Source organism: Ruegeria sp. CDSA079, assembly GCF_059612245.1.
The window spans coordinates 61728-86568 of record NZ_JBXWQF010000002.1; the positions used below are offsets into that span (position 1 = coordinate 61728).

At 57.4% G+C, this 24841-nt stretch carries 25 protein-coding genes and 2 tRNA genes; 17 read left to right on the forward strand and 10 right to left on the reverse strand.

Annotated elements, in window-relative coordinates:
• Positions 1 to 18: 18 nt before the first annotated feature.
• Positions 19 to 534, forward strand: coding sequence for a TadE/TadG family type IV pilus assembly protein (locus tag AC2FJZ_RS02400; RefSeq protein ID WP_496667923.1), 516 nt, complete (start codon positions 19 to 21; stop codon positions 532 to 534).
• On the opposite strand, the gene AC2FJZ_RS02405 is transcribed toward AC2FJZ_RS02400, so the two are convergent.
• Positions 496 to 975 carry a hypothetical protein gene (locus AC2FJZ_RS02405; protein ID WP_496667922.1) on the reverse strand — a complete coding sequence of 160 codons (480 nt, stop codon included), beginning with the start codon at positions 973 to 975 and terminating at the stop codon, positions 496 to 498. The two genes, AC2FJZ_RS02400 and AC2FJZ_RS02405, sit on opposite strands and share 39 nt — an antisense overlap.
• A gap of 157 nt (positions 976 to 1132) precedes the next feature.
• Between AC2FJZ_RS02405 and AC2FJZ_RS02410 the strand changes: the two genes are divergently transcribed.
• Positions 1133 to 2044, forward strand: coding sequence for a pirin family protein (locus tag AC2FJZ_RS02410; protein WP_496775948.1), 912 nt, complete (start codon positions 1133 to 1135; stop codon positions 2042 to 2044).
• A gap of 21 nt (positions 2045 to 2065) precedes the next feature.
• On the opposite strand, the gene AC2FJZ_RS02415 is transcribed toward AC2FJZ_RS02410, so the two are convergent.
• Positions 2066 to 2653 carry a TetR/AcrR family transcriptional regulator gene (locus tag AC2FJZ_RS02415; protein ID WP_496775949.1) on the reverse strand — a complete coding sequence of 196 codons (588 nt, stop codon included), beginning with the start codon at positions 2651 to 2653 and terminating at the stop codon, positions 2066 to 2068.
• A gap of 104 nt (positions 2654 to 2757) precedes the next feature.
• Between AC2FJZ_RS02415 and AC2FJZ_RS02420 the strand changes: the two genes are divergently transcribed.
• The 6 genes from AC2FJZ_RS02420 to AC2FJZ_RS02445 all read left to right on the forward strand — a co-directional run bounded on the left by AC2FJZ_RS02420 (position 2758) and on the right by AC2FJZ_RS02445 (position 7580).
• Entirely contained in the window at positions 2758 to 3006 is a 249-nt protein-coding gene (locus AC2FJZ_RS02420; protein ID WP_496775950.1) for a hypothetical protein, read from the forward strand.
• A 126-nt stretch (positions 3007 to 3132) separates the two neighbouring features.
• Positions 3133 to 4419 (forward strand): homoserine dehydrogenase, encoded by a 1287-nt coding sequence (locus tag AC2FJZ_RS02425; protein WP_496667917.1) that lies wholly within the window; start codon positions 3133 to 3135, stop codon positions 4417 to 4419.
• A 69-nt stretch (positions 4420 to 4488) separates the two neighbouring features.
• Complete coding sequence (glpX, locus tag AC2FJZ_RS02430) at positions 4489 to 5472, forward strand: class II fructose-bisphosphatase (RefSeq protein ID WP_050602710.1); 984 nt, start codon at positions 4489 to 4491, stop codon at positions 5470 to 5472.
• A 93-nt stretch (positions 5473 to 5565) separates the two neighbouring features.
• A complete protein-coding gene (recJ, locus tag AC2FJZ_RS02435) occupies positions 5566 to 7308 on the forward strand; it encodes a single-stranded-DNA-specific exonuclease RecJ (protein WP_496775951.1) in 1743 nt (580 codons plus the stop codon).
• A gap of 98 nt (positions 7309 to 7406) precedes the next feature.
• A tRNA-Glu gene (locus tag AC2FJZ_RS02440) sits at positions 7407 to 7481 on the forward strand.
• A gap of 24 nt (positions 7482 to 7505) precedes the next feature.
• Positions 7506 to 7580 (forward strand) — tRNA-Glu (locus tag AC2FJZ_RS02445).
• 9 nt (positions 7581 to 7589) lie between these two features.
• Here the strand turns inward: AC2FJZ_RS02445 and AC2FJZ_RS02450 are convergent.
• The 7 genes from AC2FJZ_RS02450 to AC2FJZ_RS02480 are packed head-to-tail and all read right to left on the reverse strand — an operon-like array spanning position 7590 to position 14976.
• Complete coding sequence (locus AC2FJZ_RS02450; RefSeq protein ID WP_496775952.1) at positions 7590 to 9431, reverse strand: V-type ATP synthase subunit A; 1842 nt, start codon at positions 9429 to 9431, stop codon at positions 7590 to 7592.
• Positions 9428 to 10120 (reverse strand): hypothetical protein, encoded by a 693-nt coding sequence (locus AC2FJZ_RS02455; protein WP_496775953.1) that lies wholly within the window; start codon positions 10118 to 10120, stop codon positions 9428 to 9430. Before AC2FJZ_RS02455 ends, AC2FJZ_RS02450 begins: the two co-directional genes overlap by 4 nt.
• 1 nt (position 10121) lies before the next feature.
• Positions 10122 to 10799, reverse strand: a complete 678-nt coding sequence (locus AC2FJZ_RS02460; RefSeq protein ID WP_496667913.1) for a hypothetical protein — start codon at positions 10797 to 10799, stop codon at positions 10122 to 10124.
• Positions 10799 to 11242, reverse strand: coding sequence for an ATP synthase subunit C (locus AC2FJZ_RS02465; protein WP_050602715.1), 444 nt, complete (start codon positions 11240 to 11242; stop codon positions 10799 to 10801). The genes AC2FJZ_RS02460 and AC2FJZ_RS02465 overlap by 1 nt, the downstream gene beginning before the upstream one ends.
• Positions 11239 to 13035 (reverse strand): V-type ATP synthase subunit I, encoded by a 1797-nt coding sequence (locus AC2FJZ_RS02470; RefSeq protein WP_496775954.1) that lies wholly within the window; start codon positions 13033 to 13035, stop codon positions 11239 to 11241. Before AC2FJZ_RS02470 ends, AC2FJZ_RS02465 begins: the two co-directional genes overlap by 4 nt.
• Positions 13032 to 13637: a V-type ATP synthase subunit D gene (locus tag AC2FJZ_RS02475; protein WP_496667911.1), complete on the reverse strand. Its 606-nt coding sequence runs from the start codon at positions 13635 to 13637 to the stop codon at positions 13032 to 13034. Before AC2FJZ_RS02475 ends, AC2FJZ_RS02470 begins: the two co-directional genes overlap by 4 nt.
• Positions 13615 to 14976, reverse strand: coding sequence for a V-type ATP synthase subunit B (locus tag AC2FJZ_RS02480; RefSeq protein WP_496775955.1), 1362 nt, complete (start codon positions 14974 to 14976; stop codon positions 13615 to 13617). The genes AC2FJZ_RS02475 and AC2FJZ_RS02480 overlap by 23 nt, the downstream gene beginning before the upstream one ends.
• Before the next feature lie 243 nt (positions 14977 to 15219).
• On the opposite strand from AC2FJZ_RS02480, the gene AC2FJZ_RS02485 reads away from it, so the two are divergent.
• The 8 genes from AC2FJZ_RS02485 to AC2FJZ_RS02520 all read left to right on the forward strand — a co-directional run bounded on the left by AC2FJZ_RS02485 (position 15220) and on the right by AC2FJZ_RS02520 (position 22780).
• The gene (locus AC2FJZ_RS02485) at positions 15220 to 16959 is read left to right on the forward strand and encodes an ABC transporter substrate-binding protein (protein ID WP_050602718.1); all 1740 of its coding nucleotides are present in this window, start codon (positions 15220 to 15222) and stop codon (positions 16957 to 16959) included.
• A gap of 81 nt (positions 16960 to 17040) precedes the next feature.
• On the forward strand, positions 17041 to 18090 hold the full coding sequence (locus tag AC2FJZ_RS02490) for an ABC transporter ATP-binding protein (RefSeq protein WP_496667909.1): 1050 nt from the start codon (positions 17041 to 17043) through the stop codon (positions 18088 to 18090).
• A gap of 1 nt (position 18091) precedes the next feature.
• Positions 18092 to 19168, forward strand: coding sequence for an ABC transporter ATP-binding protein (locus AC2FJZ_RS02495; RefSeq protein WP_496775956.1), 1077 nt, complete (start codon positions 18092 to 18094; stop codon positions 19166 to 19168).
• Positions 19165 to 20028: a carbohydrate ABC transporter permease gene (locus AC2FJZ_RS02500; RefSeq protein WP_496667906.1), complete on the forward strand. Its 864-nt coding sequence runs from the start codon at positions 19165 to 19167 to the stop codon at positions 20026 to 20028. The genes AC2FJZ_RS02495 and AC2FJZ_RS02500 overlap by 4 nt, the downstream gene beginning before the upstream one ends.
• The gene (locus tag AC2FJZ_RS02505) at positions 20025 to 20822 is read left to right on the forward strand and encodes a carbohydrate ABC transporter permease (protein WP_496667905.1); all 798 of its coding nucleotides are present in this window, start codon (positions 20025 to 20027) and stop codon (positions 20820 to 20822) included. The genes AC2FJZ_RS02500 and AC2FJZ_RS02505 overlap by 4 nt, the downstream gene beginning before the upstream one ends.
• An 8-nt stretch (positions 20823 to 20830) precedes the next feature.
• A complete protein-coding gene (locus AC2FJZ_RS02510) occupies positions 20831 to 21235 on the forward strand; it encodes a DUF2160 domain-containing protein (RefSeq protein ID WP_050602723.1) in 405 nt (134 codons plus the stop codon).
• A 65-nt stretch (positions 21236 to 21300) separates the two neighbouring features.
• Positions 21301 to 21696: a BlaI/MecI/CopY family transcriptional regulator gene (locus tag AC2FJZ_RS02515; RefSeq protein WP_050602724.1), complete on the forward strand. Its 396-nt coding sequence runs from the start codon at positions 21301 to 21303 to the stop codon at positions 21694 to 21696.
• Positions 21683 to 22780 carry a M56 family metallopeptidase gene (locus AC2FJZ_RS02520; protein ID WP_496775957.1) on the forward strand — a complete coding sequence of 366 codons (1098 nt, stop codon included), beginning with the start codon at positions 21683 to 21685 and terminating at the stop codon, positions 22778 to 22780. The genes AC2FJZ_RS02515 and AC2FJZ_RS02520 overlap by 14 nt, the downstream gene beginning before the upstream one ends.
• 10 nt (positions 22781 to 22790) lie before the next feature.
• Here the strand turns inward: AC2FJZ_RS02520 and AC2FJZ_RS02525 are convergent, their stop codons facing one another.
• Positions 22791 to 24194 carry an MATE family efflux transporter gene (locus tag AC2FJZ_RS02525; protein WP_496667903.1) on the reverse strand — a complete coding sequence of 468 codons (1404 nt, stop codon included), beginning with the start codon at positions 24192 to 24194 and terminating at the stop codon, positions 22791 to 22793.
• Positions 24195 to 24386: 192 nt separating this feature from the next.
• Here AC2FJZ_RS02525 and AC2FJZ_RS02530 point away from each other — a divergent pair, with 192 nt between their 5' ends.
• Positions 24387 to 24812, forward strand: coding sequence for a VOC family protein (locus AC2FJZ_RS02530; RefSeq protein ID WP_496667902.1), 426 nt, complete (start codon positions 24387 to 24389; stop codon positions 24810 to 24812).
• The last annotated feature ends 29 nt before the right edge of the window (positions 24813 to 24841 follow it).

Here is a 24841-nt window from a genome sequence, read left to right on the forward strand (position 1 = left end):
CTGACGGTAGAAGCACTCATGATTTTCCCGCTGATGCTTTGGACAATCACGTTCACCTTCACGGCTTTTGAAGGATTTCGTCAAAGTGCGTCCAACCTGAAAGCAGCCTACACGGTCAGTGATCTGATCTCGCGCGAAACGCAGGCTGTGACAGATGTGTACTTTGACTCGCTGCACGACTTGGCAGGGAAGATGATCAACAACCGGTCTGAAATAAAGATGCGGGTTTCGCTGATCGTTTACGACGCAGACGATGACCGCCATTATGTGCGTTGGTCAACCGTGCGCGGCTTTGATAAGGAATGGAACGACAATAGCATCCAGGGTATCGAAAACCGCCTGCCTCCGATGACTAATCAGGACACGGTAATTTTAGTTGAGACTTCCAACGAATACATTCCAACATTCAAACCGGGTTGGGATTTTGCGACGGGTATCACTTTTGAAAACTTCATTTTTACCCGCCCCCGCTTTACCAACGAAGTCGCTTGTAACCTAGCGAAGACACCTTTCGTCTGCGATAAGAACGCTTAAAGCTTCCGACATAAACTTGGCTTCGGCGGCAGCTGTCATGCCGCCCACGCCAACCCTGCGGCCCACGCGCCACCACAGACCGGGCGCCCAACGGTTCGGCATTTTGTGGCGCATACGAACCAGAAAACCATTTGACGGTTTGAATGCGAAGACACCCCGATCCACGGCCTCGATGTTTTCCACTTTTGCAATGACTTCACCGGACCCCGAACGTATCTCGGTCTGAGTCAGTTCTATGCAGTCTTCGGTTGCGCGCCAGACTGAATATGCCAGCCAAAGCGACGCTCCGCCGATTGCAAACAGGAAGATTTGCCACACCGGTTCGGGTGGCGATACCACGGCGACGTAAGTCACCAAGACCCCGACCGTCGTCAGCATCCCTACCCCGGCCCAACGTCTGGGCGTGGATGCCTGAATCGTTGCCAGCACTTCGTCCTGCATGGAAGCCTCCTGTTTCATCCCACTCGACTTAGCTACTTTGAACGGGAAACAACAGAGGTTTGCGTGCGCCGCAAATTCGCACAGGTTTGGTTTATTTTCGCAAATTGACTGCATGAGCGCAGAACTTAAATGCTGCTCAAACGAACCGGAGGTTACCATGTCTCTCAGACCTACATTGGAAACGCGCAAGGCTATTCCCACGATGGAAGGGGCCGGAGTAAAGCTGCATCGTGCATTCGGGTTTCAGGATCCATCGGAACTGGATCCTTTCCTGCTGTTCGACGATTTTCGAAACGATCAGCCGCAGGACTATCAGGCCGGGTTTCCCTGGCATCCGCATCGGGGGATCGAAACGATCACCTATGTTCTGGCTGGATCGGTCGAGCATTCCGATTCATTGGGCAACACTGGCACCTTAGGTGCTGGCGATGTGCAATGGATGACGGCGGGCTCAGGTATTTTGCATCAGGAAATGCCGCGCGGAAACGCCTCGGGCCAGATGCACGGATTCCAACTGTGGGGCAACCTGCCTTCAGACCAGAAGATGACCACCCCTCGGTATCAGGATGTTCAAAGCAAGGACATTCCCGAAATCACCGATGACGACGGCACGACCGTGCGGGTGATTGTCGGAGAATTCTGGGGCAAAACCGGGCCTGTAGATGGTATCGCGGCAGACCCGCAATACCTGGACATCTCTGTCCCGGCAGGTGTGAAAAAGACGTTTCGGATCGACACCTATCGCCGGGCTTTCGCCTATGTGTTTCAGGGCCAGGCCGCCTTTGCCGACGCATCGCAGCCGGCAGGAGTGCTCTTGGAGAAAGAGGTCGCAGGGCAAGAGGTCAACATCCGCGACATGTCCGGCGACAGAACCCTTGTTCGTTTTGGCACCGGGGATGAAATCACGGTTCAGGCAGGCCCGGAAGGTGTTCGGTTCCTGTTGATCTCTGGCGCTCCAATCGATGAGCCAGTCGCATGGCATGGTCCCATCGTGATGAACACCCGGACCGAACTGGAACAGGCGTTTCGGGAACTGCGAAACGGGACGTTCATTCGCCCCGCGCACTAGCATAATGGCGGTCTGACCTTGTTAGGCCGTCACCGCTTTGTGCACCATGCTCCAATAGATCTGTTCGACCTCATCCAGCGACAGTCGGCCACCGGATCGGTACCAGGTCATCACACCGTTCAACATGGCAATCACGGCAAGCGTTGCAATCTTGGTATCCGGTATCGCAAACTGACCGGCCTGTTGTCCGGTGTGAAGGATGTTTTCCAGTGCGTTTTCGTACTGTCGGCGAAGGTCTTCAATTTCAGCAAAGTTCTCAGGCGTAAGGTTTCGCAACTCCATATACGCGATAAAGACTTCATCGGGGCGTTGCAGGTGGAACCGGATATGGAACCCCACGAACTGGCGCAGTGCTTCTTGTGCGTCTTGGCCTTGCTGCAAGTCTACAAATGCCGAAAGCAGTTCTTGCATATGTTCCCGCATCAACCGGAACAACAAGTGTTGCTTGTCAGGTGTGTAGTTGTACAACGCCCCGGCCTGCACGCCGACTTCTTTTGCGATTTGCCGCATAGAAACAGCCGCATAGCCGTGACGCGCAAACAGGTTCAGTGCGGCCTTGCGAATGCGTGGGCCGGTTATGTCGGAATGAGAGCCTTGAGTTCGTGCCATGCACCCACAATATATGAACAATCGTTCAGATAGAACCCCGCTTGATCGACGGTGCCAAAACGTGCATCACAATGGGGAACGTAACACCAGAAAAAGCGCACCCAATGAAACTGCTGCCATTACTGCCGTTTGTTCTTCTTTGCGCCGGATGCGCAGATTTCCCCGAGTTGGAAGGCAGCGAAGCGGTCTCGGTCAAAAAAGCCCCCTACCCGCGCCTTGTTCCATTGCAAGAAACACTAGGGCCTGCCATTGATCCGGTCAGCGAGGCTGCAGCGGTTGAAGAAGACCTGACACAGCGCAGCGAAACATTGGCGCAAAAGGCAGAAGCGCTGCAAAACGCACCCACCAACTAAAGCGCGGTATTTCCCCCCTACAATTGCCCGGTGACGGATTGCACCCTTGGTCCGAACCCGATAAGGCAGCGCTGATCGGACAAACGTCCGAATTCAGTTAGATTCCGGCGGAAAGGGACACACGACATGACACAGGCACTGCGGCTGGGAATTGCGGGCTTGGGAACAGTCGGCGTCGGTGTCGTCAAGATTGTCCGCCGCCATGCCGACTTGCTGAAAGCGCGCACAGGCCGTTCGATTGAGATCGTGGCAGTGTCTGCACGAGATCCCAACAAAGATCGCGGTGTAAACCTGTCGGGTTATGCCTGGGAAACCGATCCAGTCACGTTGGCGAAACGCGACGATATCGATGTTTATGTCGAGTTGATGGGTGGCGAAAACGGCCCTGCCAAAGCTTCGGTCGAGGCGGCCTTGGCCTCGGGCAAGGATGTTGTCACTGCCAACAAGGCATTGTTGGCCATCCACGGTCAGGAGTTGGCAGAACAGGCCGAGGCCGCGGGTCGTGTCATCCGCTTTGAGGCTGCAGTTGCTGGCGGCATCCCGGTGATCAAATCCCTCACCGAAGGTCTGGCCGGAAACGAGATCACCCGCGTCATGGGCGTGATGAACGGCACCTGCAACTACATCCTGACACGGATGCAATCGCAGCGTCAGGGATATAATGCCCTGTTCGATGAGTGCGCCGAACTTGGGTACCTGGAAGCCGACCCCAATCTGGACGTGGGCGGTATCGACGCGGCGCATAAACTGGCATTGCTGGCCTCAATCGCCTTTGGCACCAAACCGAATTTCAACGGCATCGAGATTGAAGGTATTCAGCAAATCAGCCTCGACGATATCGATCAGGCCGAGGACATGGGCTTTCGCATCAAACTGCTGGGTGTCGCGCAGCGCACCGCGCGCGGACTTGAGCAACGTATGCAACCTTGCCTCGTACCCAGCGACTCGCCGCTAGGTCAGTTGGAAGGTGGCACCAATATGGTGGTGATCGAAGGCGACTCGGTCGAACAGGTCGTGTTGCGTGGTCCCGGAGCAGGCGAAGGTCCAACAGCCAGCGCCGTGATGGGCGACGTTTGCGATCTGGCGCGTGGACTGCAAATCCCGACCTTTGGCCGGCCTGCCACCTCGCTCGAGGCCGCCAAACCGGCCGTCACCGGACTGCCTGCGCCCTATTATTTACGGCTGGGCCTGTTGGACAAGCCAGGTGCACTGGCCAAGGTGGCTGCCATTTTGGGCGATGCCGGTGTTTCGATCGACAGGATGCGCCAGTATGCCCATGCTGAAAGCACAGCGCCTGTACTGATCGTCACTCACAAAACCACCCGCGCCGCACTGGACGTTGCACTGGACGGGTGCCGAAACACGGATGTGGTGGCAGGTGAGCCTGTTGCTTTGCGGATTGAAGAGGTTTGATCTTGCGGCCTGCATGAAACGCAAGCTATGCCGGTAGAACCGGCTTTACTGATCAAGGGATACTGAACAATGAGTGCTGCCAGAACCGATTTTAACGACCGCCTGCTGTCTCTGGGGCTTGCAAGGGTGGCGGAACAGGCTGCACTGGCCTCGGCCTCGCTTGTTGGGCGTGGCGATGAGAAAGCCGCCGATCAGGCAGCCGTAAACGCCATGCGCGAACAGCTGAACCTGCTGGACATTGCCGGTGTTGTGGTGATCGGTGAAGGTGAACGCGATGAAGCACCGATGCTGTATATCGGTGAAGAGGTCGGCACCGGAAGCGGCCCCGGTGTGGACATCGCGCTGGACCCGCTGGAAGGCACCACGCTGACTGCCAAGGATATGCCCAACGCGCTGACCGTGATCGCAATGGGCCCTCGTGGATCGATGCTACACGCGCCGGACGTTTATATGGACAAGCTGGCTGTTGGTCCGGGTTTGCCCGAGGGCGTGGTCGACCTGGACATGTCCCCGCGAGAACGGGTGGAAGCTCTGGCAAAGGCCAAGGACTGCAAACCGGCCGACATCACCGTTTGCATTCTGGAGCGCCCCCGCCACGAAGCGATGATTGCCGAGGTACGCGAAACCGGTGCCTCGATCCGCCTGATCACCGATGGTGACGTGGCTGGCGTCATGCATTGTGCCGAAAGTGAAGTGACCGGCATCGACATGTATATGGGTCAGGGTGGCGCACCCGAAGGTGTTCTGGCTGCCGCAGCCCTGAAGTGTATGGGCGGTCAGATCTTTGGTCGTCTGGTGTTCCGCAACGATGACGAACGTGGTCGGGCCGCCAAGGCAGGCATCACCGATCTGGACCGTGTGTATGCGCGCGATGAGATGGTGACTGCGGATGTCATTTTTGCCGCAACGGGTGTGACTGGCGGTTCGTTGCTGCCGCGCATCAAACGCGAACCGGGTTGGGTGGAAACCACGACGCTGCTGATGCGGTCGAAAACCGGGTCGGTGCGCCGCATGTCCTATCGCACACCCACATGGCCACACGACGAGGCGTAACGGCTTGCGCCATTGCCTTCGGCGAGAGTATTTCTGAAAAGATGAAGAGGCCGGATCCGCAAGGGTCCGGCCTTGGCGCATAAGAGGCGGGACATGAGTTTTCTTGGGGTTGAGCAATCGTTGACAGGGCGGCGTTGGGTTGGTCCCACCGCCGAGGTAGAGCGCGCCTCTGAGATGATGGCACAACAGACCGACCTGCCACGCGCGGTGTGTCAGGTTCTGGCCCGGCGCGGCGTGCCGGTTATGGAGGCACGCAGCTTTCTGGACCCCAAGCTCAAGGAATTGCTGCCTGACCCTCGTGCGATGAAAGACATGGAGGCTGCGGCGGCACGCTTTCTGGCAGCTGTTCGACATGGCCAGAAGATCGCCGTGTTTGCGGATTACGATGTCGACGGCGGCAGCTCTGCCGCGTTGCTGCTGGTCTGGCTGCGGCAGATGGGCCTGCAGGCGACGCTGTATGTGCCCGACCGGATAGACGAGGGGTACGGCCCCAATGTGCCCGCCATGCGGGACCTTGCGGCGGCGCATGACCTGATCATATGCGTCGATTGCGGGACGCTCAGCCATGATCCGATCGCAGCGGCCAAAGGGGCCGACGTAATCGTGCTGGATCATCACCTTGGCGGCGAGACGCTGCCGGATTGCGTCGCTGTCGTGAACCCCAACCGTCAGGATGAAAGCGGTGATCTGGGCTATCTGTGTGCGGCGGGCGTTGTGTTTCTGATGCTGGTCGAAGCCGGACGCCAATTGCGCGAAGCAGGCACAAAAGGGCCGGATCTGATGTCCATGCTGGATCTGGTGGCGTTGGCCACTGTGGCCGATGTTGCACCTCTGATCGACGCCAATCGCGCTCTGGTTCGGCAAGGCTTGAAGGTGATGGCGCAGCGGCAGCGCCCCGGTCTTGTGGCCCTGTCCGATGTCTCACGCATGGATACGGCGCCGAACAGCTACCACCTTGGTTTCCTGCTTGGCCCCCGCGTAAACGCAGGTGGGCGGATCGGTCAGGCCGATTTGGGTGCGCGATTGCTGAGCACCGAGTCCCTGCACGAAGCACAGGCCTTGTCCGAACGTCTGGATGCTTTGAACACGGAACGTCGTGACATTGAAAACGCGGTTCGCGCCGCTGCGATGGAACAGGCCGAGGACCGCGGTATGGACGCGCCATTGGTGTGGGCAGCAGGTGAAGGCTGGCACCCCGGCGTGGTGGGGATTGTGGCCTCGCGCCTGAAGGAAACCGCCAACCGTCCGGCCATCGTGATCGGCTTTGACGGCGAAGAAGGCAAAGGTTCCGGACGATCGGTTTCGGGCGTTGATCTGGGGGCTTCAATCCAGCGCCTCGCCACCGAAGGGCTGTTGGTTAAGGGCGGCGGTCATAAAATGGCGGCAGGTCTGACGGTGATGCGCGACAAGCTTGAACCTGCCATGGAACGTCTGAGCGAATTGCTGGCCAAACAAGGGGCCGGTCAGAGTGGCCCGGCCGACCTGAAACTGGATGGCACGCTCATGCCCGGTGCGGCAACGGTTGATCTGATCGAACAGGTTGAACAGGCAGGCCCATTCGGGGCTGCGGCCCCTGCCCCGCGCTATGCTTTGCCGGATCTGCAGGTGCGCTTTGCCAAACGTGTGGGGGAAACGCATCTGAAGCTGTCGCTCGCCGATGGCATGGGTGGTGGGCTGGACGCAATTGCCTTTGGTGCCTTTGATGGACCGATGGGTGAGAAGCTGTCAAATCATGGTGGTGCGCGCTTCCATTTCGCGGGTCGGCTTGAGGTGAACACATGGGGTGGACGTCAATCCGTGCAACTCAGGCTGGAGGATGCAGCAGAGGCCAATTGACACTCTGCGGCAGTGGCCCAAAAAACTTTCACATCCCTGCATTTTTCCGCTTGCGGGGGTCACGGTGAAACCGTAAAAGGCCCTCCACAAGCCAGCGTGGCCCGTTCGTCTATCGGTTAGGACGCCAGGTTTTCAACCTGGAAAGAGGGGTTCGATTCCCCTACGGGCTACCACTTGTGCTTGTGCCAGTACCATATGGCCCGTTCGTCTATCGGTTAGGACGCCAGGTTTTCAACCTGGAAAGAGGGGTTCGATTCCCCTACGGGCTACCATTTACTTCTCTAAATTTCGAACTTTTCGCGACACAGATCTTCGATCTGCGTCCAGATCGATTTGTATTCCGGCGTGTTTTCCGCCGCATAGTGGAAATTCTTCATCAATCCGGTCAGCTGCGTAAACACTTGTCGCACTTCGCCCTTGTCCGAGAAGGCGGCCGTGGATTGTGTGACGCCATAGACAAGTTTGAACGTCATTTTCTGCCGCTCCAGCGGTACGGTCGCATCAACCTTGTCGAAGGCGTCCTGCTGCAGATAGACCATATCGACAAACAGCGCCTTTTGCTGCGTAACAAAATCGTCGATTGTGACGCCCTCTTCCCCCGTGACCTGCATCATCTGATCAACCTGTTCGCCCTTTTCGATCAGGGCGAGAAGGGCGCGCACTTTGTCTGTCCAGCCTGGTTCGGCATTCTTGTCGTACCAGTCAGACAACTGGTCCGTGTACCGAGACCAGCTGAGCATCGGATCAACGGCTGGATAAAAGCGCTTATAGGCGCGCTCGGACGACAGGCCGAGGAAGCACTTGACCGTGGACAGTGTGGATTGCGTCACCGGCTCGTCAAAGTTGCCGCCAGCAGGTGAAACCGTTCCGATTAGCGTCAGGCTGCCCAGATCACCGTCATTGGTTTTCAAAGCCCCTGCGCGCTCGTACAACCCTTTGATCGAGCTTTCCAGATAGGCGGGGAATCCTTCCTCACCCGGGATCTCCTCGAGCTTGCCAGAGGTTTCACGCATGGCTTGTGCCCAGCGGCTGGTACTGTCCGCGATCAGCAGCACGTCATAGCCCATCTGACGGTAGTATTCGCCCAACGTTATGCCGGTGAAGATCGATGCTTCGCGCGCAGCAACGGGCATGGAGGACGTGTTACAGATGATGATCGTTCTGTCCATCAGGCTGCCGCCCGTGGTTGGATCGGTCATCTTCGGAAATTCCGCGATGGTCTCAACCACCTCACCCGCGCGCTCACCGCAGGCCACAACGATCACGATATCCACTTTCGCATTCCGCGCGATCAGGTTCTGCAGCACGGTCTTGCCTGCCCCGAAAGGCCCAGGAATACAGGCGGTTCCGCCGCGGGCGATCGGGAAGAATGTGTCGATCAGACGTTGCGAGGTCAGAACGGGTTCGGTCGGATACAGGCGCTCTGACAAGGTGCGTTTCAAGATGTTTTCCGGCAATGGCCGCCGAACCGGCCATTTCTGCGAAAGTGTCAAAGTATGCTCGCCGCCGTTTTCGTCTTCCAGACGGGCCACAATGTCATGGATCGTGGCCGCACCCTTTTGCACCCAGACGACCTTGTAAGAGCCGGACCAATTGAACGGCAGCATGATCTTGTGGCTAAAGTGGCCCTCGGGCACTGTCCCGATACTGTCCCCGGCAGTTACTGTGTCGCCAACCTTGACCGAGGGCGTAAAGGACCATTTTGCCAGCTCATCCAACGGTGCCACATCTGCGCCGCGCGGCAGGAAGGTGCCGAATTCGGCGGCCACTTTGGGCAGAGGCGACTGCAACCCGTCAAACACCTGCCCCAGAAGTCCCGGCCCCAGCTCAACCGACAGCAACTGACCCGATTGCTCAACCAGATCGCCAACGGCCACCCCGTCGGTGCTTTCATAGACCTGTACGTCCGCGGTGTCGCCACGCACACGCAGCACCTCGGCTTTCAGACGTTCCTGACGCCCACCGGGGCCGGGACGTGATGGCAGGATGAATACAACTTCGTTTTTGACCAATTGGCCGGGCTGACCGGTCACGTCCGGGTTGGCCTGTATCTTCACAAGCCCTTCCTGAACCGAGACGACACGCGCGGTCGACGTTTGCTTAGCTGAGGTTGGGGCCGTCATGCGCTTGCTCCCTCAAAATCGATATCGGCGACATCGGCCATCGCCTGCTGCGCCAGTTTCTCAAATCTCTTGGCCGCTTCCGTGGCGCTGCTTTGCGCCCAGCGGTCAAAAATGTTCCAGATCAGGACGTAGATCGCGACCGCCTCAAAATCGAACATGTGGCGAGCTGCATATCGCTTGAGTTGCTTGTGGCTGATCGACAAAAGCAGACGTTCCAGACCAAGCGGATCTCCGTCTTCGAGCAATTGGTGCGCCTCTTTCAACCATGGCATCGGGGTATCAAGCCCAAATGTAGGATCGGCCCAGTGGGCTGGAATATGGCGGCTCCATCGTCCCACGCCGAATGATCCTGAAGGCGCGGGGTCTCCGCGTTTTCTCAGGCGCAGTGCTGCAACTACCGAGCGTAGCTCCATGCGTTCCATAAAAAGCTTGCGCAATGTGGGTTGCGGGATGTTTTGCAACGCCTGTTTGCAGCGCTGGATCGCCTGAACGTCTGTGACATCCATGTCATAGGCACTCCAGCTCAGCGTATGCTCCAGCACATTCAAGACCTCGGCATCTTTTGCTGTCAGAGCCGTCAACCGACGCTCGAGCCTGATACGCGACAGCGGCGGCTGTTTGGCAACGAACAACCGTTCCGATCCCGGAAGACTGCACATCAACGCGATATAGGCGTCCTGCCCTGACATCTCAGCGGATGACCCCTTCCAGCACCGCACGGAACCGGGGTTGCAAATGCTCCATCAACAACGAAGCGACAGCCTTGTCGGTCAGGTCCAGCACGACTCCCTGATCTTCCGCCCGAACGCGAATACCTTCCTGAGTGTTGTCTGCCACGTGCAGTTCAACATTCTCGCGAAGCATCTTCGCCGTCAGTCCAAGAACGTACTTCGTCAATTTGCCCGATTGAATGTCATCAGCGTTTTGCTTGATGTCTTCCTGCGTGGCGACCTTGGTGGGCAAAATGACCTGAACCTTGCCGTCAAGGTTGGCACCTTCCCCGGCCCGGCCGACAACCTCAAGTATCATTTGCTTGAGAAGCTCAGGATCGGACATTTCTTTGGTGACAAGACGTTCAACATCTTCCTTGAAGCGATCCGTCAGGCCGGCCTTCATGGTCAACACGGCATCCCGCATCGCGGTGTTCAACGCTTCTTCACCCGCAGACCGATAGTTGTCGGATTCTGTGCGCGCCTTCTTTTTGAACTCTTCAGCTTCGCGCTTTGCATCCGCTAAAATGCGCGCAGCCTCGGCCTTGGCATCGTCGCGCAGCTTCTCGGCTTCGGCCTGACCGGCAGCTACCCCATCATTGCGCAGCTTGTCGATCAGGGCGTCAACGCCATGCGAAATCGTTCCGTTCTGTGCCATCAGCTGATCCCCGCACTAATGACCAAAGCGAACACAAAGGCAAAAACACCAAAGCCTTCGATGATCGCTGCCGGTGCAAGCGCGAGGCCAAATATCTCGGGCTTTTCCTTGGTGGCGTTGATCGCAGCGGCACAAGCCCGGCCCTGCCAGATGCCGCAATACATAAGGGCAATTCCAGACAAAATGCCGATGCCAAACAGACCTCCTGCGTTTTCCGGCGTCACGTCACGGTTCAGGGTGAACATGATGACAATTCCATAGATCACCATCGTTGACGGAAAGGCTGAAACACCAACAAAACGGCCATAGCCACCTTCGGTTTCTGTCATGGCCCCGATGCTGGCCATCCCGGCAATCGAGCACCCTATGGCGCTTGACGCAGCCCCCAACGCCATTGGCGCGTAGATGCCCAGCCAACCCAGTGTGAGAACAAGCTCATTCATTCCTGAACCTCCTTGCGGGCAAACGGACGAAAGACGATGCCTTCATCCGGCAGACCCCATTTAAAGAATTCGATGTAATTGAGACGTAAGCCGTGGACGACGCCGCTCATCATGGCGAGGGCGAAATTCAAGACGTGACCGATGATCAGGATCAGCAACCCAAACAGAATGCCCGGCCCTTTGAGCGCGTGCATGACGGAAACGGCCAAATCGTTGAACGTGATCGCCAGTGAGGCCGAAGCAAGGCCCAGCGCGAACAGGCGCATATAACTTAGCACGTCGCCAAAGGCGCCCATCGCCCCGGCAAGGCTTTGAAATCCTTCGATCAGCCGCCAGATCCAATCTGTCGGCTTTCGGATGATCCTTTCGCTGGAAAACAAAACAATCGCGACAACACCAACGATCAGAGTAGATGTGCCGGGCACAGGTGATTTGCCGTTCATATAGCTGAGCCATAGGGCAAACCCGCCGATCAGAGCAGCAATCCAACCCAGATTGGCGATCGCCTTGCGTTGCCCCCACGCGGCACGGGCCGCCAGCGCGTTGGCCAGAACCAGATGCAAGACACCAACCACAATCGAGACCATCATCATTGCGCTGAAATTGTTCAAATCCAAAACCTTGAGCTTTGCCCAAATCGAGCCAGCAGACGGGGACGCCCCAAAATAGCTCCCAACCATGACGCCGTACAGAATCGTAGCCCCCGAAATAATCAGACCAAAGCGGCGCCAGGACCTTAGTCCAGCTGTGCCATCCATCCGTTTCCAAAACGCCAGCATCCCCAGCAGGATGACAGCGCCATATCCGGCATCCGCGACAATCATGGCAAAGAAGATCGCGAAGGATGCCGAGACGATGACGCTGGGGTCCCAATCCTGATATCCGGGCACCTGATAAAACAGCGCCAGATCGACCGCAGCGCTGCGCTTCTCAGGCTGCTCCAACAATGTCGGAGGCGTGTCGTCCGGGCCCGGTTCTTCAATCAATGCAGCTGACCCTTTGGAATGCGCCATGTCCAGAACTGCGTCGATCCGATCCTCAGGCACCCACCCCTGCAACGCAAACATGGCTTCTGCGTCGCGTATTTTCTGCTTTGCATGGGCCAGTTCGGCGGCGCTCTCGGCGACGGACAGGTTCTGACGCATAAGGGTCAGATAGCGGGTTTGCGCCACACGCTCAGCCTCGAGCGCCTCCAGCGCGATTTCAGCCTCTTCCAGCTGCGCTTCAAGCTCGTGAATGGGCAACGAGCCAACATGCGTGCGCGGGATCGGAAGAATATCGTCGTCAGGTTCATCGGGCGAGATCAGCACAGCGTAAAGAAATCGGTGGTCCTCTTCCAATATGGCCCAGGGCAGTTTGACTTCTGACAAAGCCTCACGATGCTTCAACGGAAGCTGATAGAACCACAGACGATTACCAGCCAAAACATCTGTTGGCGGGAAGTCCAAATCGCCCCACGGCCGCACCTGAGCGATACGGTGTGCCAGAAAGTCCCGTTGGTCCATCGTATCCCGAGTGCGCTGCATGAGGTCAGTCACTTCATGCACGAAACGGTCCATGTCAAAGTCGGGGTCTCGCTGAATCTGACGCCGTGGTTCAGGAACTTCTGCAAGGAAACGCAACGCTTTATACGCTTCTCTTGCACCACGCTCGCTGATCTTTTCAGGTTCATTCGGTGGCGGAACAAGCGGAAGAACGTGCATACAGCCGAGGTCCTGTAACGCCTCAAGCGTGTCCGCCTTATGTGTTGCCGGACCTACCAGAGACATCTTTTTCAAACGCGCCACACTCATGCCAAAGCCTCCTGCGCGTGTTTGCGCTTTGAAATCTTCGACCGCACCACCGCCTGCATCTGTTCGTCGCTCAGATAGATGCGAATCTTTTTGATATTGGCTTTGGCGCGCGGGATCAGAACCTTTTCGAATAGGTTGACCCGCTGCGTAATCGTGGCCACTGCCTTGTCGAAAATGCGTACACGTTCTTCGGCAATTTTGACCCGCAGGCGCGCTTCGATCATGTCGTGCAGCAACTGCGCGGCGGTATCAACCCAATGGGGTTTGGCAAGTACGGAATACGGACGGACGACAACTTCGATCCGGTCCAGGTCGGGCATCTTGACGCCCACTACGTTGACCTCTTTGACCTTGTAATCCCTAAGCTCAACCAGCCCATCCAGATCAATGCCCTGCTGGGCCAGCATCGGAAGCTTTTCGCCAACCTGCTGCGCAAGGGCCTGCACCTCATCCTGAAGACGTTTGACATCCTCGCGCGCCTTCACCCGTTCCGCCATTAATTGCTGGCGCTTCAGGTCCAGCGACGGCAGAAACCGCTCATAGCTTTTCAGCTGTGTCTGCTGGCGCGCCAGTGACGATTTATTCAGCTGCAACCGCGCCATCGGTATCCTTTGGGAAATACTTGTCGATCAAGGCCTGTTTCATTAGCAACTGTTCCGGAGCGAAACATTCGGCCAGCGTTTTCCAGCCCAGATCCAGCGCCTCCTCCAGCGGGATCGAAACGTTGATGTCCATGAACCGCGCACTGAATAAGGCGCCAAATTTCAACAACTGATGGTCATAGTCTGACAGATCAAACGCCATCGCCTGTTTTTGCGCAGCGTCGCGACTTTCGGAGTAGAAACGGATCATCGTGTTCATGATCTGACCGTGATCTTCGCGCGTGGTCTTGCCGATCACATTCTGCTTCAGGCGCGACAGGCTGCCAAAGGGATCAATCACACCCGAGTGCAGATAGATCTGCCCTTCAGTGATATAGCCGGTATTGTCAGGTACGGGGTGGGTTACGTCATTGCCGGGCATTGTTGTCACAGTCAGAACCGTGACCGATCCGCCCTTGGCATAGTCACATGCCTTTTCATATCGGCGCGCCAACTGGGAATAGAGATCCCCCATATATCCGCGCTGCGACGGCACCCTTTCCTGGCTGATCCCCACCTCTTTCATCGCGTCGGCGTATGCTGTCATGTCAGTCAGCAGGACCAGGACACGCTTACCCTCTTCCACCGCAAACTTCTCGGCCACGGCCAAGGCCATGTCGGGCACCAGCAAACGTTCAACCAGAGGGTCCATCGCCTGATTGACGAACATGACAGAACGCGAAAACACGCCCGCATCCTCAAACGAAGTTCGGAACGTGTAATAATCATCAAAGATCAGCCCGAGCCCGCCAAAGACCACGATATCCGCGTCCGCCTGAATACCGATTCGGCTCAGGAAGGCGTTGAATGGCTCGCCCGAAACCGAAAAGATCGGGATCTTCTGGCTTTCAACCAGCGTGTTGAAAACGTCGATCATCGGCACATCGGTGCGGATCATTTTGTTGGGCACTGCTCGTTCAGCCGGGTTTACCGTCGGTCCACCGATGTCGATTCGCGGCTCGGAAGACAGATCTGGGCCACCGTCTATCGGCACCCCAGCGCCATCAAAGACCCGCCCCAGAATATTGGCCGAATACGGTGTTTGCATGGGGTGGCCAAGAAAGGTCGCTGTCGCCTCGGTCGAGATTCCCTTGGTGCCGGAAAACACCTGAAGCGTGACAACATCCCGGTCGATGAAGATCGCCTGCGCCAGCGTTATACGGCCATCAACGGTCTCGATGACGGCGAGGTCGTTGAACCGAACAGCAGGGTTTCCGTCACTCTCAACCGGCACCCGAACCTTGATCGTGTCCCCAACAATTTCCAGAACTCGCGTGTACTTCAACAGGCTTCGGGACATCATCTATCCTCGCTGGTTCAAGTTGTTTTTTTAAAAGCGCGCCGCGTCGTTCACCGGCATTTTTTATAATAGTAGCTCCAGCTTACAACGAATTCACAAATTGGCAAATGAGTTCTATTTCACCCTTCCTCGGATGCTTGATCGTCAATTACTAAAAATTTAGTTTGACACATACGCAAAAAATCGCTGATGCTGTCCGGCATCCGGTTTACGCCGGAAACCACAATCTTTGGGAGGAGACAGATGCGGAGACATCTACTTTCCGCAGTGGCGGCGGCTGCCGTCATTGCGGGGCACGGTCCTGCTTGGGCCGACGAAGCCGCAGCACAACGTTGGATCGACGACGAATTCCAGCCATCGACCTTGTCGAAAGACGAACAGATGGGTGAAATGCAGTGGTTCATCGAAGCTGCACAACCCTATGCTGGCATGGAAATCAACGTCCTGTCCGAGGGCATCCCGACCCATTCTTACGAGTCCGAGGTTCTGACCAAGGCATTCGAAGAAATCACTGGAATCAAGGTCAACCACCAGATCCTCGGTGAGGGCGAAGTGGTTCAGGCCGTTCAGACCCAGATGCAAACGGGCCGGAACCTGTATGATGGCTATGTCAACGACAGTGACCTGATCGGTACGCACTCGCGTCTGCAACTGGCCTACCCGCTGACCGACATGATGGGCGGCGACTGGGCGGGTACGACCTCGCCGACGCTGGATCTGGATGACTTCATGGGCATTCAGTTCACCACTGGTCCGGACGGCAAGCTGTATCAGCTGCCCGACCAGCAGTTTGCGAACCTCTACTGGTTCCGCAAGGACTGGTTCGATGATGAGGCCAACAAGGCCGCATTCAAGGAAAAGTATGGCTATGATCTGGGCGTTCCGGTCAACTGGTCGGCCTATGAGGACATCGCCGAGTTCTTCACCAATGACGTGAAAGAAGTCGACGGTGTGACGATCTACGGCCACATGGACTACGGCAAGCGCGCGCCTGACCTGGGCTGGCGTATGACCGACGCCTGGCTGTCGATGGCTGGTGCTGGCGATGTGGGCGAACCCAATGGCATCCCCGTCGACGAATGGGGCATCCGCATGGAAGCGGGCACCTGTAACCCGGTCGGCGCTTCGGTGTCGCGTGGTGGTGCAGCGAACGGTCCAGCGGCGGTCTATGCGATCCGCAAATGGGACGAATGGCTGCGGGCCTATGCGCCTCCGGGTGCGGCGTCTTATGACTTCTACCAGTCGCTGCCCGCGCTCAGCCAAGGCAACGTGGCCCAGCAGATCTTCTGGTACACTGCCTTTACCGCCGACATGGTGAAGCCGAAGTCTGAAGGCAACAACACCGTGGACGACGAAGGTACGCCGCTGTGGCGGATGGCACCCAGCCCGCATGGCCCATACTGGGAAGATGGCCAGAAAGTTGGGTATCAGGACGTGGGTTCTTGGACGTTCCTGAAATCGACCCCCTCAGATCGTGCGCAGGCAGCTTGGCTTTATGCCCAGTTCGTGACGTCCAAGACTGTCGATGTGAAGAAGTCCCATGTGGGTCTGACCTTCATCCGCGACAGTTCGGTCAACCACGAGTCGTTCACCGAACGTGCACCCAAGCTGGGTGGTCTGGTCGAGTTCTATCGTTCGCCTGACCGTGTGGCATGGTCGCCGACCGGCATCAACGTTCCTGATTATCCGAAGCTTGCCCAGATCTGGTGGCAGCAGATCGGTGACGTGAACTCGGGTGCCTTCACCCCGCAAGAGGCGATGGATCGTCTGGCTGAAGAGATGGACATCACCATGGGCCGTATGCAGGCCGCAGATGAGGCTGCCAACGTCTATGGCGGTTGCGGACCGCGCCTGAACGAACCACAGGATCCCGCCTTCTGGCTGGAAAAAGCAGGTTCACCCAAGGCCAAGCTTGAGAACGAAAAGCCGCAGGGCCAGACCGTCAACTATGACGAACTGGTTCAGCGCTGGCAGTCTCAGTAAGCTGTTGAAACCGGGGGTGCCGTTTGCGGCATCCCCACACCAAGGCCAGTGCGGTGCACTGAAGGACCGGAATCCACGGACATGATTGAACTTCAAGACGCGACCAAACGGGTCGGTAACGTCATCCATATTAAGCCCACGAACCTGGCGCTACAAACCGGCCATTTCAATGTGCTGCTGGGCGCGACGGGATCGGGCAAGACCTCTCTTATCAAGATGATGGCCGGGCTAGACCCGATCGCCTCGGGCAAGGTCCTGATGGATGGTCAGGACGTCACACGGCTGAACACGCAAAAGCGGCAGATCAGCCTGGTGCACCAGTTCTTCGTGAACTACCCGCATATGACCGTATTCGACAACATCGCCTCGCCGCTACGTGTGGCGGGCATGGCGAAATCTGAGATCGAAGGTCGCGTGGAAGAGGCCGCCGATCTGCTTCAATTACGCCCCATGCTGCACCGCCGCCCTCATGAGCTGTCAGGCGGGCAACAACAACGAACGGCACTGGCCCGCGCAATTGCGAAAGAGAGCCGCGCCGTGTTCCTTGATGAGCCGCTGGCCAACCTTGACTACAAACTGCGTGAAGAACTGCGCGAACAACTGCCTGATTTGTTCGCAGGCCGTGGCGCAGTCGTGGTTTACGCCACTTCAGAACCCGAAGAGGCCCTTTTGCTGGGCGGTTACACTGCATTGATGGAAGATGGCCGTGTGACCCAATTCGGTCCAACCGCAGACATATACCGCAACCCTGAAAACATCGCCGCCGCGCGGGTGTTCTCGGACCCGCCGATCAACGTGGCGCAAATCACCGTATCAGACGCTCGGGCGCAACTGGCAGGCGGTGGTGGTTGGGCAGTTTCTGACATGGCCGATGGAAAGTATATGGTCGCCGTGCGCCCTCATCGCGTGACGCCGTTCCGTACGTCTGACGCTGATGTGGAGCTGACGGGCCGCGTGATCGTGACGGAACTGTCCGGTTCGGATTCCAGCGCGCATTTCCAACATGGGGATGACGCCTGGGTTTCATTGGCTACCGGTGTACACCCCTATCAGGTCGGCGAGGATCACAGTTTCTACATGAACCCGGCCCATTGCCGGTATTTCGACCAAGACGGCAAGAGGGTGGTCTGACATGGCACAGATAAAGCTTTCAAACCTGCGACACAGCTATATGCCCGCACCGAAGGGCCCCGAGGACTATGCGCTCAAGGAAATCGACGTCACATGGCGCGACGGTGGGGCCTACGCTCTGCTCGGGCCGTCGGGTTGTGGCAAATCCACGCTGCTGAACATCATCTCGGGCCTGCTGATGCCCTCCGAAGGGCAAATTCTGTTCGACGGTCAGGACGTCACCGCCCTGCCCCCGGATCAGCGCAACATTGCACAGGTGTTCCAGTTCCCAGTGATATACGACACGATGACCGTGGGTGAGAATTTGACCTTCCCGCTGAAGAACCGAGGCGTTGACCCCGCGACGATCAAGCGTCGCGTCGATGAGATTGCCGAGATGCTGGACGTCACGGACATGCTGAACACCAAGGCTTCGGGTCTGAGCCCGGACAACAAGCAGAAGATTTCGATGGGGCGCGGTCTGGTCCGTGACGACGTAAACGCGGTGATGTTTGATGAACCGCTGACTGTGATCGACCCGCATCTGAAATGGAAACTACGATCGAAGCTGAAAGAGCTGCACCAGCGCGTCAAAGCGACGATGATCTACGTGACCCACGACCAGACCGAGGCGCTGACCTTTGCAGACGAAGTGGTCGTGATGCAGGAGGGAGAAGTGGTTCAGATCGGCACACCGGTCGAACTGTTCGAACGCCCTCAGCACACATTTGTCGGTCACTTTATCGGTTCGCCCGGAATGAATGTCCTGCCCTGTGAGGCAAAAGGCGACCGTGCCTTGTTTGAAGGGCACGAGGTGTTGCTGGAAGGCCCATCCCACGGCGACGGCGGTCGCACTGATCTGGGTATCCGCCCCGAGTATGTGGGCTTCGGCGACACGGGCATCCCGGCGCATGTAACCAAGGTCTCGGACATTGGCCGTCACTTTGTGGTCAGCGCGATGGTCGGCAACACCGCCCTTAAGGCCGTTACGGAACACGAGGTCCCTGAACCCGGGTCGCAGGTCTTCCTGCAATTCAAACCAGAACAATCCCGCGTCTACCGTGACGGCTGGATCGCAACTCAGGAGCGGGCGCAATGAGAACGGAAAACCAAAGGGCATGGTTCTTTGTCCTGCCGGTGCTGGCGCTGGTCGCGTTCAACGCACTTGTTCCGATGATGACGGTGGTCAATTACTCGGTGCAGGAAACCTTCGGCAACAACCAGTTCTTCTGGGAAGGACTGGGCTGGTTTGAACAGATTCTGCGGTCCGACCGGTTTCAGGCTGCTCTGGGGCGGCAATTCCTGTTCACCTTCCTGATCCTGATAATCGAGGTCCCTCTGGGCATCATCGTGGCCCTGTCAATGCCGCGCAAAGGCTTTTGGGTGCCGGTTTGCCTGGTCCTGATGGCCCTGCCCATGCTGATCCCTTGGAACGTGGTCGGCTCGATGTGGAACATCTTTACCCTGCCCAAGATCGGCCTGCTGGGATACTTCCTGAATGATGTCCTTGGCATCAACTATGACATGACGCAACAGCCATTGTCGGCCTGGATCACCGTCATCGTCATGGATGTCTGGCACTGGACTTCACTGGTGGTGCTGCTGTGCTATGCGGGCCTCGTCTCGATCCCGGACGCCTACTATCAGGCGGCCAAGATCGACGGCGCCAGCCCGTGGTCCGTGTTCCGCTACATCCAACTGCCCAAGATGAAAACCGTCCTGACCATCGCCATTCTGCTGCGCTTCATGGACAGCTTCAACATCTATACCGAACCCTTCGTTCTGACCGGCGGCGGCCCCGGCAACTCCACCACCCTTCTGTCGATCGACCTTGTGAAGATCGCGTTGGGACAGTTCGACCTTGGCCCCGCGGCGGCGATGAGCCTGATCTATTTCGCTATCACGCTGCTGGTCTCTTGGGTCTTCTACACTCTGATGACAAAGGATGACGCGCAATGAAGAAGCGGTCCCTTATCCCGATCCTCTATATCGCGTTCCTGATGCTGCCGATCTATTGGCTGGTTGCAATGTCCTTCAAGACCACGAACGAGATCCTGTCGGGTTTTTCCCTGTTTCCCCAGACCTTCACGCTGGAGAACTACATCACCATCTTCACCGATCCGACATGGTATTGGGGTTACATCAACTCGATCATCTATGTGACGCTGAACACTGTGCTTTCGGTCTGTGTCGCCCTGCCCGCTGCCTATGCGTTTTCGCGCTATCGGTTTCTGGGTGACAAGCAGCTGTTCTTCTGGCTGCTGACCAATCGGATGGCCCCGGCGGCGGTCTTCGCGCTGCCCTTCTTTCAGCTCTATTCCTCCATCGGTCTGTTTGACACGTATCTGGCAGTGGCGCTGGCCCACACACTGTTCAACGTGCCGCTGGCGGTTTGGATTCTGGAAGGCTTCATGCGCGGCATCCCGAAGGAGTTGGATGAAACAGCCTATGTCGACGGCTATTCCTTCCCGCGCTTCTTCGTGACGATCTTCTTGCCCAACATCAAAGCAGGCGTCGGCGTCGCGGCTTTCTTCTGCTTCATGTTCTCGTGGGTGGAAATGCTGCTGGCCAAAACCCTGACTGCGGTCGAGGCAAAACCCATCGCAGCCGTGATGACACGCACCGCATCCAGCGCAGGGTATGAACTGGGCCTGCTGGCTGCTGCCGGTACCCTGACCATCATCCCCGGCGCGATCGTCATCTGGTTTGTCCGCAACTACATCGCGCGTGGTTTCGCGATGGGACGCGTGTGAGGTTCAATATGCGTAAACTTCTTCTTCTCACCCTCCCCTTCCTGCCCACCATGGCCTTCGCCCAGCAAGCCGGTTGGGGCAACGTCGGACAGCAAGAGGAAAAAGGGTTCTCTTGGACCGATCCGCTCTGGCCCGATTTCTGGATGGCATGGACGCCAGCAACTCTGGCCTTGTTCGTGGGTATCTTCTCGGCCATTGCCGTGATCGGTCTGCTCGAAGGCTTCAAGTACCGCGACGGGATCGAACGGCGTGGTGTGCTGGGGCTGACAACCACGTTGGGCGATCGGCTGTTCATCACCTTGCTTGGCTCGGCATATATCTTCCTCGCCTGGTTGGGAATTGTCGGACAACCTGTCTGGACGCCGCTTTTCCTGTCCGTCGGCTGGGGTATCTTCGTCTTCTGGAAAGTTTAAGCTTTGCGAAACAGCGAAAGGATGCTTGTCTGTCAGGCATACTAAACATGACGGCACCGAGATCGATGCGAAAGAAAAAGACGACAAATCTGCTGACCGAGGTCGAACTGGAGTTCATGAACGAGCTCTGGGCCCTCGGGGAAGGCTCGGTGCGCGATGTCCTGGACCGCCTGCCCTCAGAACGCAATCTGGCCTACACATCCGGTGCCACGATCCTGCGTATTCTGGATGAAAAGGGTTTTGTGGAAAGCCGTAAGGCAGGGAAGACCCTGATCTATACGCCGCTTCTGGAAAAGGACAGATATCAGGCCCGTTCGCTGCAAAACCTGTCCCGCACATTGTTCGACGACACCCCAGCCACGCTGGTGGCGCGGCTTGTCGATGATGCCGGGCTGAGCGAAGCCGATCTTGAGGAAATTCGAGCACTGGTAGAGAGGAGACTGCAAAATGACAGCGGTTAGACCGGTTCTCGACGCATATATCGAACTCAACATCGTGCTGGCCTTGTCGGCCATTATTTGGTTGCTGGCGCGTGCTGCCCTGACCCGCACCAGCCTGCGCCATGGCTACGTCGCACAATTGCGCGCACTCAAGGTTCTGTGCGTTTGCATTCTGGTCAGCCCTTTTCTTGCATTGGGCGTATCATATCTGGCCGCTTACGCATGGCCGGGGAGCGCTGTCGCCCTTGGTGATATCGCGGTGGCAGCCTATCTGCGCGGCGACATCGCCATGCCTGCCACACAGTTCGAAGCCATGCTGAATACCCGCGAAAGGTGGGTCGATTTTGCTTTGTCAGGACAACAGCCCGCGATCACGGTGCTTGCCACTCTGTTCACTCTTGTAGCGGCTGTGTTCGCCGGTCGCGCCTTTCGGGACGCAATGATGATCCGTCAGACGGTCAAATCCAGCTTCCTTTGGCGGCAATCGGCAAAAGTGGATATACGCCTTTCTGATCGTATTACTGTGCCATTTGCGGTACGCGGGCTACGCCGCCGCCATGTCGTTCTGCCCAGCCATCTGCTGGACACACCACGCGAGTTGCGCTTTGCGCTGGCGCATGAGTTTCAACACATTCGGGCCGGCGATGTAGAATGGGAACTGGGTTTTGAACTTCTGCGCCCATTGCTGTTTTGGAACCCCGCCTACTTGATGCTCAAGTATCAGTTCGGCCGGTTGCGAGAACTTGCCTGTGACCAGTCTGTCGTCGCGCGCAAAAGGATCGATGCGCGTGAATACACAACGTGCCTGTTGGACTATTGTGCGCGGACAGTTTCAGCCCGAAATCCGCGCGTTCTGAATGTCGCTTTCGTAACCGGTGGGAGAGCCAAGCGTGTGCTGCGTCAGCGTGTGATTGCATTGACCGATGCACAACCCGCCGAAGCTCCCCTGCCCGCGTTGTTCCTTGGCATGTCACTGACCTTCGCCACCCTTCTGGCGCTGGGGGCAGCTTCGATCCAGCAGACTCAAGGCTGGAGCCATGATCGCCTGATGCTGTCGACCGTGGTCAATCTGGAACGTCTTGAAGCGCGCAATCAGGGCAATTGATGCCGTCGCTTTACCAGCCACGACGCCCGAACAGAGAGTGGATCCGACCTTGATCCACAAACGGCTCGGGCGCGTGAGCACGTCCCAAACGCGCCACCACACGCTCGACCATAACCCAGCTGATTATGGCAAAAATAACGCCTCCGAAGGCCTGGCCCAGCAGAACACCGGACGCCCCTGCAAGATTGGACCCGATGGTTGCAAACACCCACGTTCCAATCGTGTGACGCCCCCAATTGATCCATGTGGAATAGACCGGATGTCCAAGATTGTTGAAGCTGGCATTTGATACAAAAATCACACCATTAAAAAACGATGCCAGCGCCAGAGGCCCACAGAACAGGTAAATCAGAACCCGGGTTTCACCTTGCGCCGCAAACAAATCCGCAATCGGAGCCCGCAGCAGAAACAAGATCGCGGCCATGACCAGAACATATAGCGCAGTAAATTTGATCCCGGCCAGAAAGGCGGCGCGCACGCGATCGAGTTTCTCTGCCCCGAAATTCTGTCCGATGATTGGCCCAATTGCGCCCGATAGGGCAAAGATGACCGAAAAGGCAACTGGCAGCAGCCGCCCTATGACGGCCATACCCGCCACCGCATCCGTTCCATATTGCGCAATTTCTCGCACCACGATGGCATTCCCGATCGGTGTGGCCACATTCGTCAGAACGGCAGGAATTGCGATGGCTCGCACGGGGCGCAAGTCCTGCTTCACTTGTTTGAGCGACGGGCGCGCAAACCCTTGATGCACCCGCAGCGCAGGCCATAAGGCCGCCCCCAACATGCAAAGCCGCGCCAGTACCGAGGCTATCGCGGCCCCATCCAGTCCCAGCCCCACGGCAAAAATCAGGATCGGGTCCAAGACTGCATTCACCACACCGCCGTAGATCGTGGCCATCATCGACCGCCGCGCATCGCCATGGGCGCGCAGCACGGCCATAGCCGCCATCGCAATCGACATGACGCACATTGTCGGCAGGATGATCGAGACATAACGCATCGCCAGCCTCAGAACCTCATCTTCCGCGCCAAGCAGTGACAGCAGATGGCTGAGGTTCAACAAGACCAACACCGGAACGACCAACCCAACGATCAGACCCAGCACCGCCACACTGGACGCATAGTGCCGGGCCTGTTCGGCTCGTCCCGCCCCAAGTTCACGCGCCACCAGCGCACCGGCGGATATAGAAAGGCCGATATTGATCGCATTGGTGAAAAACAGCAGTGTTCCAGCATAGCCCACTGCCGCCGCCAGCGCGTCGTTGCCCAGCATCGAAATGAAGACCATGTCCACAAAGTCGACGGCAAAGATGGCCATCAATCCGATACTCGTCGTCAACGACATGCGGGTGACATGCCGCATCAGACTGCCGCTGAGGAATACGGCTTCGGTTTGGGATTGGTTGGACATTCTAACCTGTCATGCTCTGTGTTCTACCGAGCCAGCATCACAGATCACCGCCACGCGTCAACGGTTTCATCCCAAGCTTTGCTGATGAGGTCGGCCGCCTGACACGGCCTATCGTCCTGTTTTGGCATCCACAGCCCCGCAAGGGCGTGTTAGAACAGCCGAAACACTGATGATCCAAGGCGAAAGCAGAGCATGAAACTGGAATTCCACCACATCAACTTCGTGGCTGATGACGTTGATCGTATGCATGATTTTTACACAAATGTGCTGGGTCTGGATGATATCCCGCAGGACAACTTCCCGCGCACCGAGGCCAACAGCAAGAGAGGCTATGACGGCAAAATCCGCTTTGCGACAGAGGGCAACATGCAGATGCATCTGGCCGAACGCGCCTTTGACGTGGCCTTCAAGAACGGGCGAGTGATCAACCCGGTCGAGCGTGGCCATATCGCCTTTCGCACCGATGATCTGCCCGCTTTCCTCAAAATGCTGGATGAGCGCGGGATCCCCTATTCCGACTACGGCACCACTTTCGCAAAAGAGTGGCACCAGGTGTTCTTTCACGACCCCGAAGGCAATGTGATCGAAGTCCACCAGCAAGTCGTTCAGGACAATTGACCAGCACGGGGGCGGCGCTTACCGCCCCC

Coding starts and splice junctions, on each gene's coding strand:
- AC2FJZ_RS02455 (WP_496775953.1), bottom strand. CDS start 10,120: ATGTCAGGGCAGGACGCCTATATCGCGTTGATGTGCAGTCTTCCGGGA.
- AC2FJZ_RS02460 (WP_496667913.1), bottom strand. CDS start 10,799: ATGGCACAGAACGGAACGATTTCGCATGGCGTTGACGCCCTGATCGAC.
- AC2FJZ_RS02425 (WP_496667917.1), top strand. CDS start 3,133: ATGACACAGGCACTGCGGCTGGGAATTGCGGGCTTGGGAACAGTCGGC.
- AC2FJZ_RS02480 (WP_496775955.1), bottom strand. CDS start 14,976: ATGTCCCGAAGCCTGTTGAAGTACACGCGAGTTCTGGAAATTGTTGGG.
- AC2FJZ_RS02405 (WP_496667922.1), bottom strand. CDS start 975: ATGCAGGACGAAGTGCTGGCAACGATTCAGGCATCCACGCCCAGACGT.
- AC2FJZ_RS02450 (WP_496775952.1), bottom strand. CDS start 9,431: ATGACGGCCCCAACCTCAGCTAAGCAAACGTCGACCGCGCGTGTCGTC.
- AC2FJZ_RS02415 (WP_496775949.1), bottom strand. CDS start 2,653: ATGGCACGAACTCAAGGCTCTCATTCCGACATAACCGGCCCACGCATT.
- AC2FJZ_RS02500 (WP_496667906.1), top strand. CDS start 19,165: ATGAGAACGGAAAACCAAAGGGCATGGTTCTTTGTCCTGCCGGTGCTG.
- recJ (WP_496775951.1), top strand. CDS start 5,566: ATGAGTTTTCTTGGGGTTGAGCAATCGTTGACAGGGCGGCGTTGGGTT.
- AC2FJZ_RS02495 (WP_496775956.1), top strand. CDS start 18,092: ATGGCACAGATAAAGCTTTCAAACCTGCGACACAGCTATATGCCCGCA.
- AC2FJZ_RS02520 (WP_496775957.1), top strand. CDS start 21,683: ATGACAGCGGTTAGACCGGTTCTCGACGCATATATCGAACTCAACATC.
- AC2FJZ_RS02505 (WP_496667905.1), top strand. CDS start 20,025: ATGAAGAAGCGGTCCCTTATCCCGATCCTCTATATCGCGTTCCTGATG.
- AC2FJZ_RS02490 (WP_496667909.1), top strand. CDS start 17,041: ATGATTGAACTTCAAGACGCGACCAAACGGGTCGGTAACGTCATCCAT.
- AC2FJZ_RS02420 (WP_496775950.1), top strand. CDS start 2,758: ATGAAACTGCTGCCATTACTGCCGTTTGTTCTTCTTTGCGCCGGATGC.
- AC2FJZ_RS02475 (WP_496667911.1), bottom strand. CDS start 13,637: ATGGCGCGGTTGCAGCTGAATAAATCGTCACTGGCGCGCCAGCAGACA.
- AC2FJZ_RS02515 (WP_050602724.1), top strand. CDS start 21,301: ATGCGAAAGAAAAAGACGACAAATCTGCTGACCGAGGTCGAACTGGAG.
- AC2FJZ_RS02510 (WP_050602723.1), top strand. CDS start 20,831: ATGCGTAAACTTCTTCTTCTCACCCTCCCCTTCCTGCCCACCATGGCC.
- AC2FJZ_RS02465 (WP_050602715.1), bottom strand. CDS start 11,242: ATGAATGAGCTTGTTCTCACACTGGGTTGGCTGGGCATCTACGCGCCA.
- AC2FJZ_RS02410 (WP_496775948.1), top strand. CDS start 1,133: ATGTCTCTCAGACCTACATTGGAAACGCGCAAGGCTATTCCCACGATG.
- AC2FJZ_RS02470 (WP_496775954.1), bottom strand. CDS start 13,035: ATGAGTGTGGCGCGTTTGAAAAAGATGTCTCTGGTAGGTCCGGCAACA.
- AC2FJZ_RS02485 (WP_050602718.1), top strand. CDS start 15,220: ATGCGGAGACATCTACTTTCCGCAGTGGCGGCGGCTGCCGTCATTGCG.
- AC2FJZ_RS02530 (WP_496667902.1), top strand. CDS start 24,387: ATGAAACTGGAATTCCACCACATCAACTTCGTGGCTGATGACGTTGAT.
- AC2FJZ_RS02400 (WP_496667923.1), top strand. CDS start 19: ATGATTTTCCCGCTGATGCTTTGGACAATCACGTTCACCTTCACGGCT.
- glpX (WP_050602710.1), top strand. CDS start 4,489: ATGAGTGCTGCCAGAACCGATTTTAACGACCGCCTGCTGTCTCTGGGG.
- AC2FJZ_RS02525 (WP_496667903.1), bottom strand. CDS start 24,194: ATGTCCAACCAATCCCAAACCGAAGCCGTATTCCTCAGCGGCAGTCTG.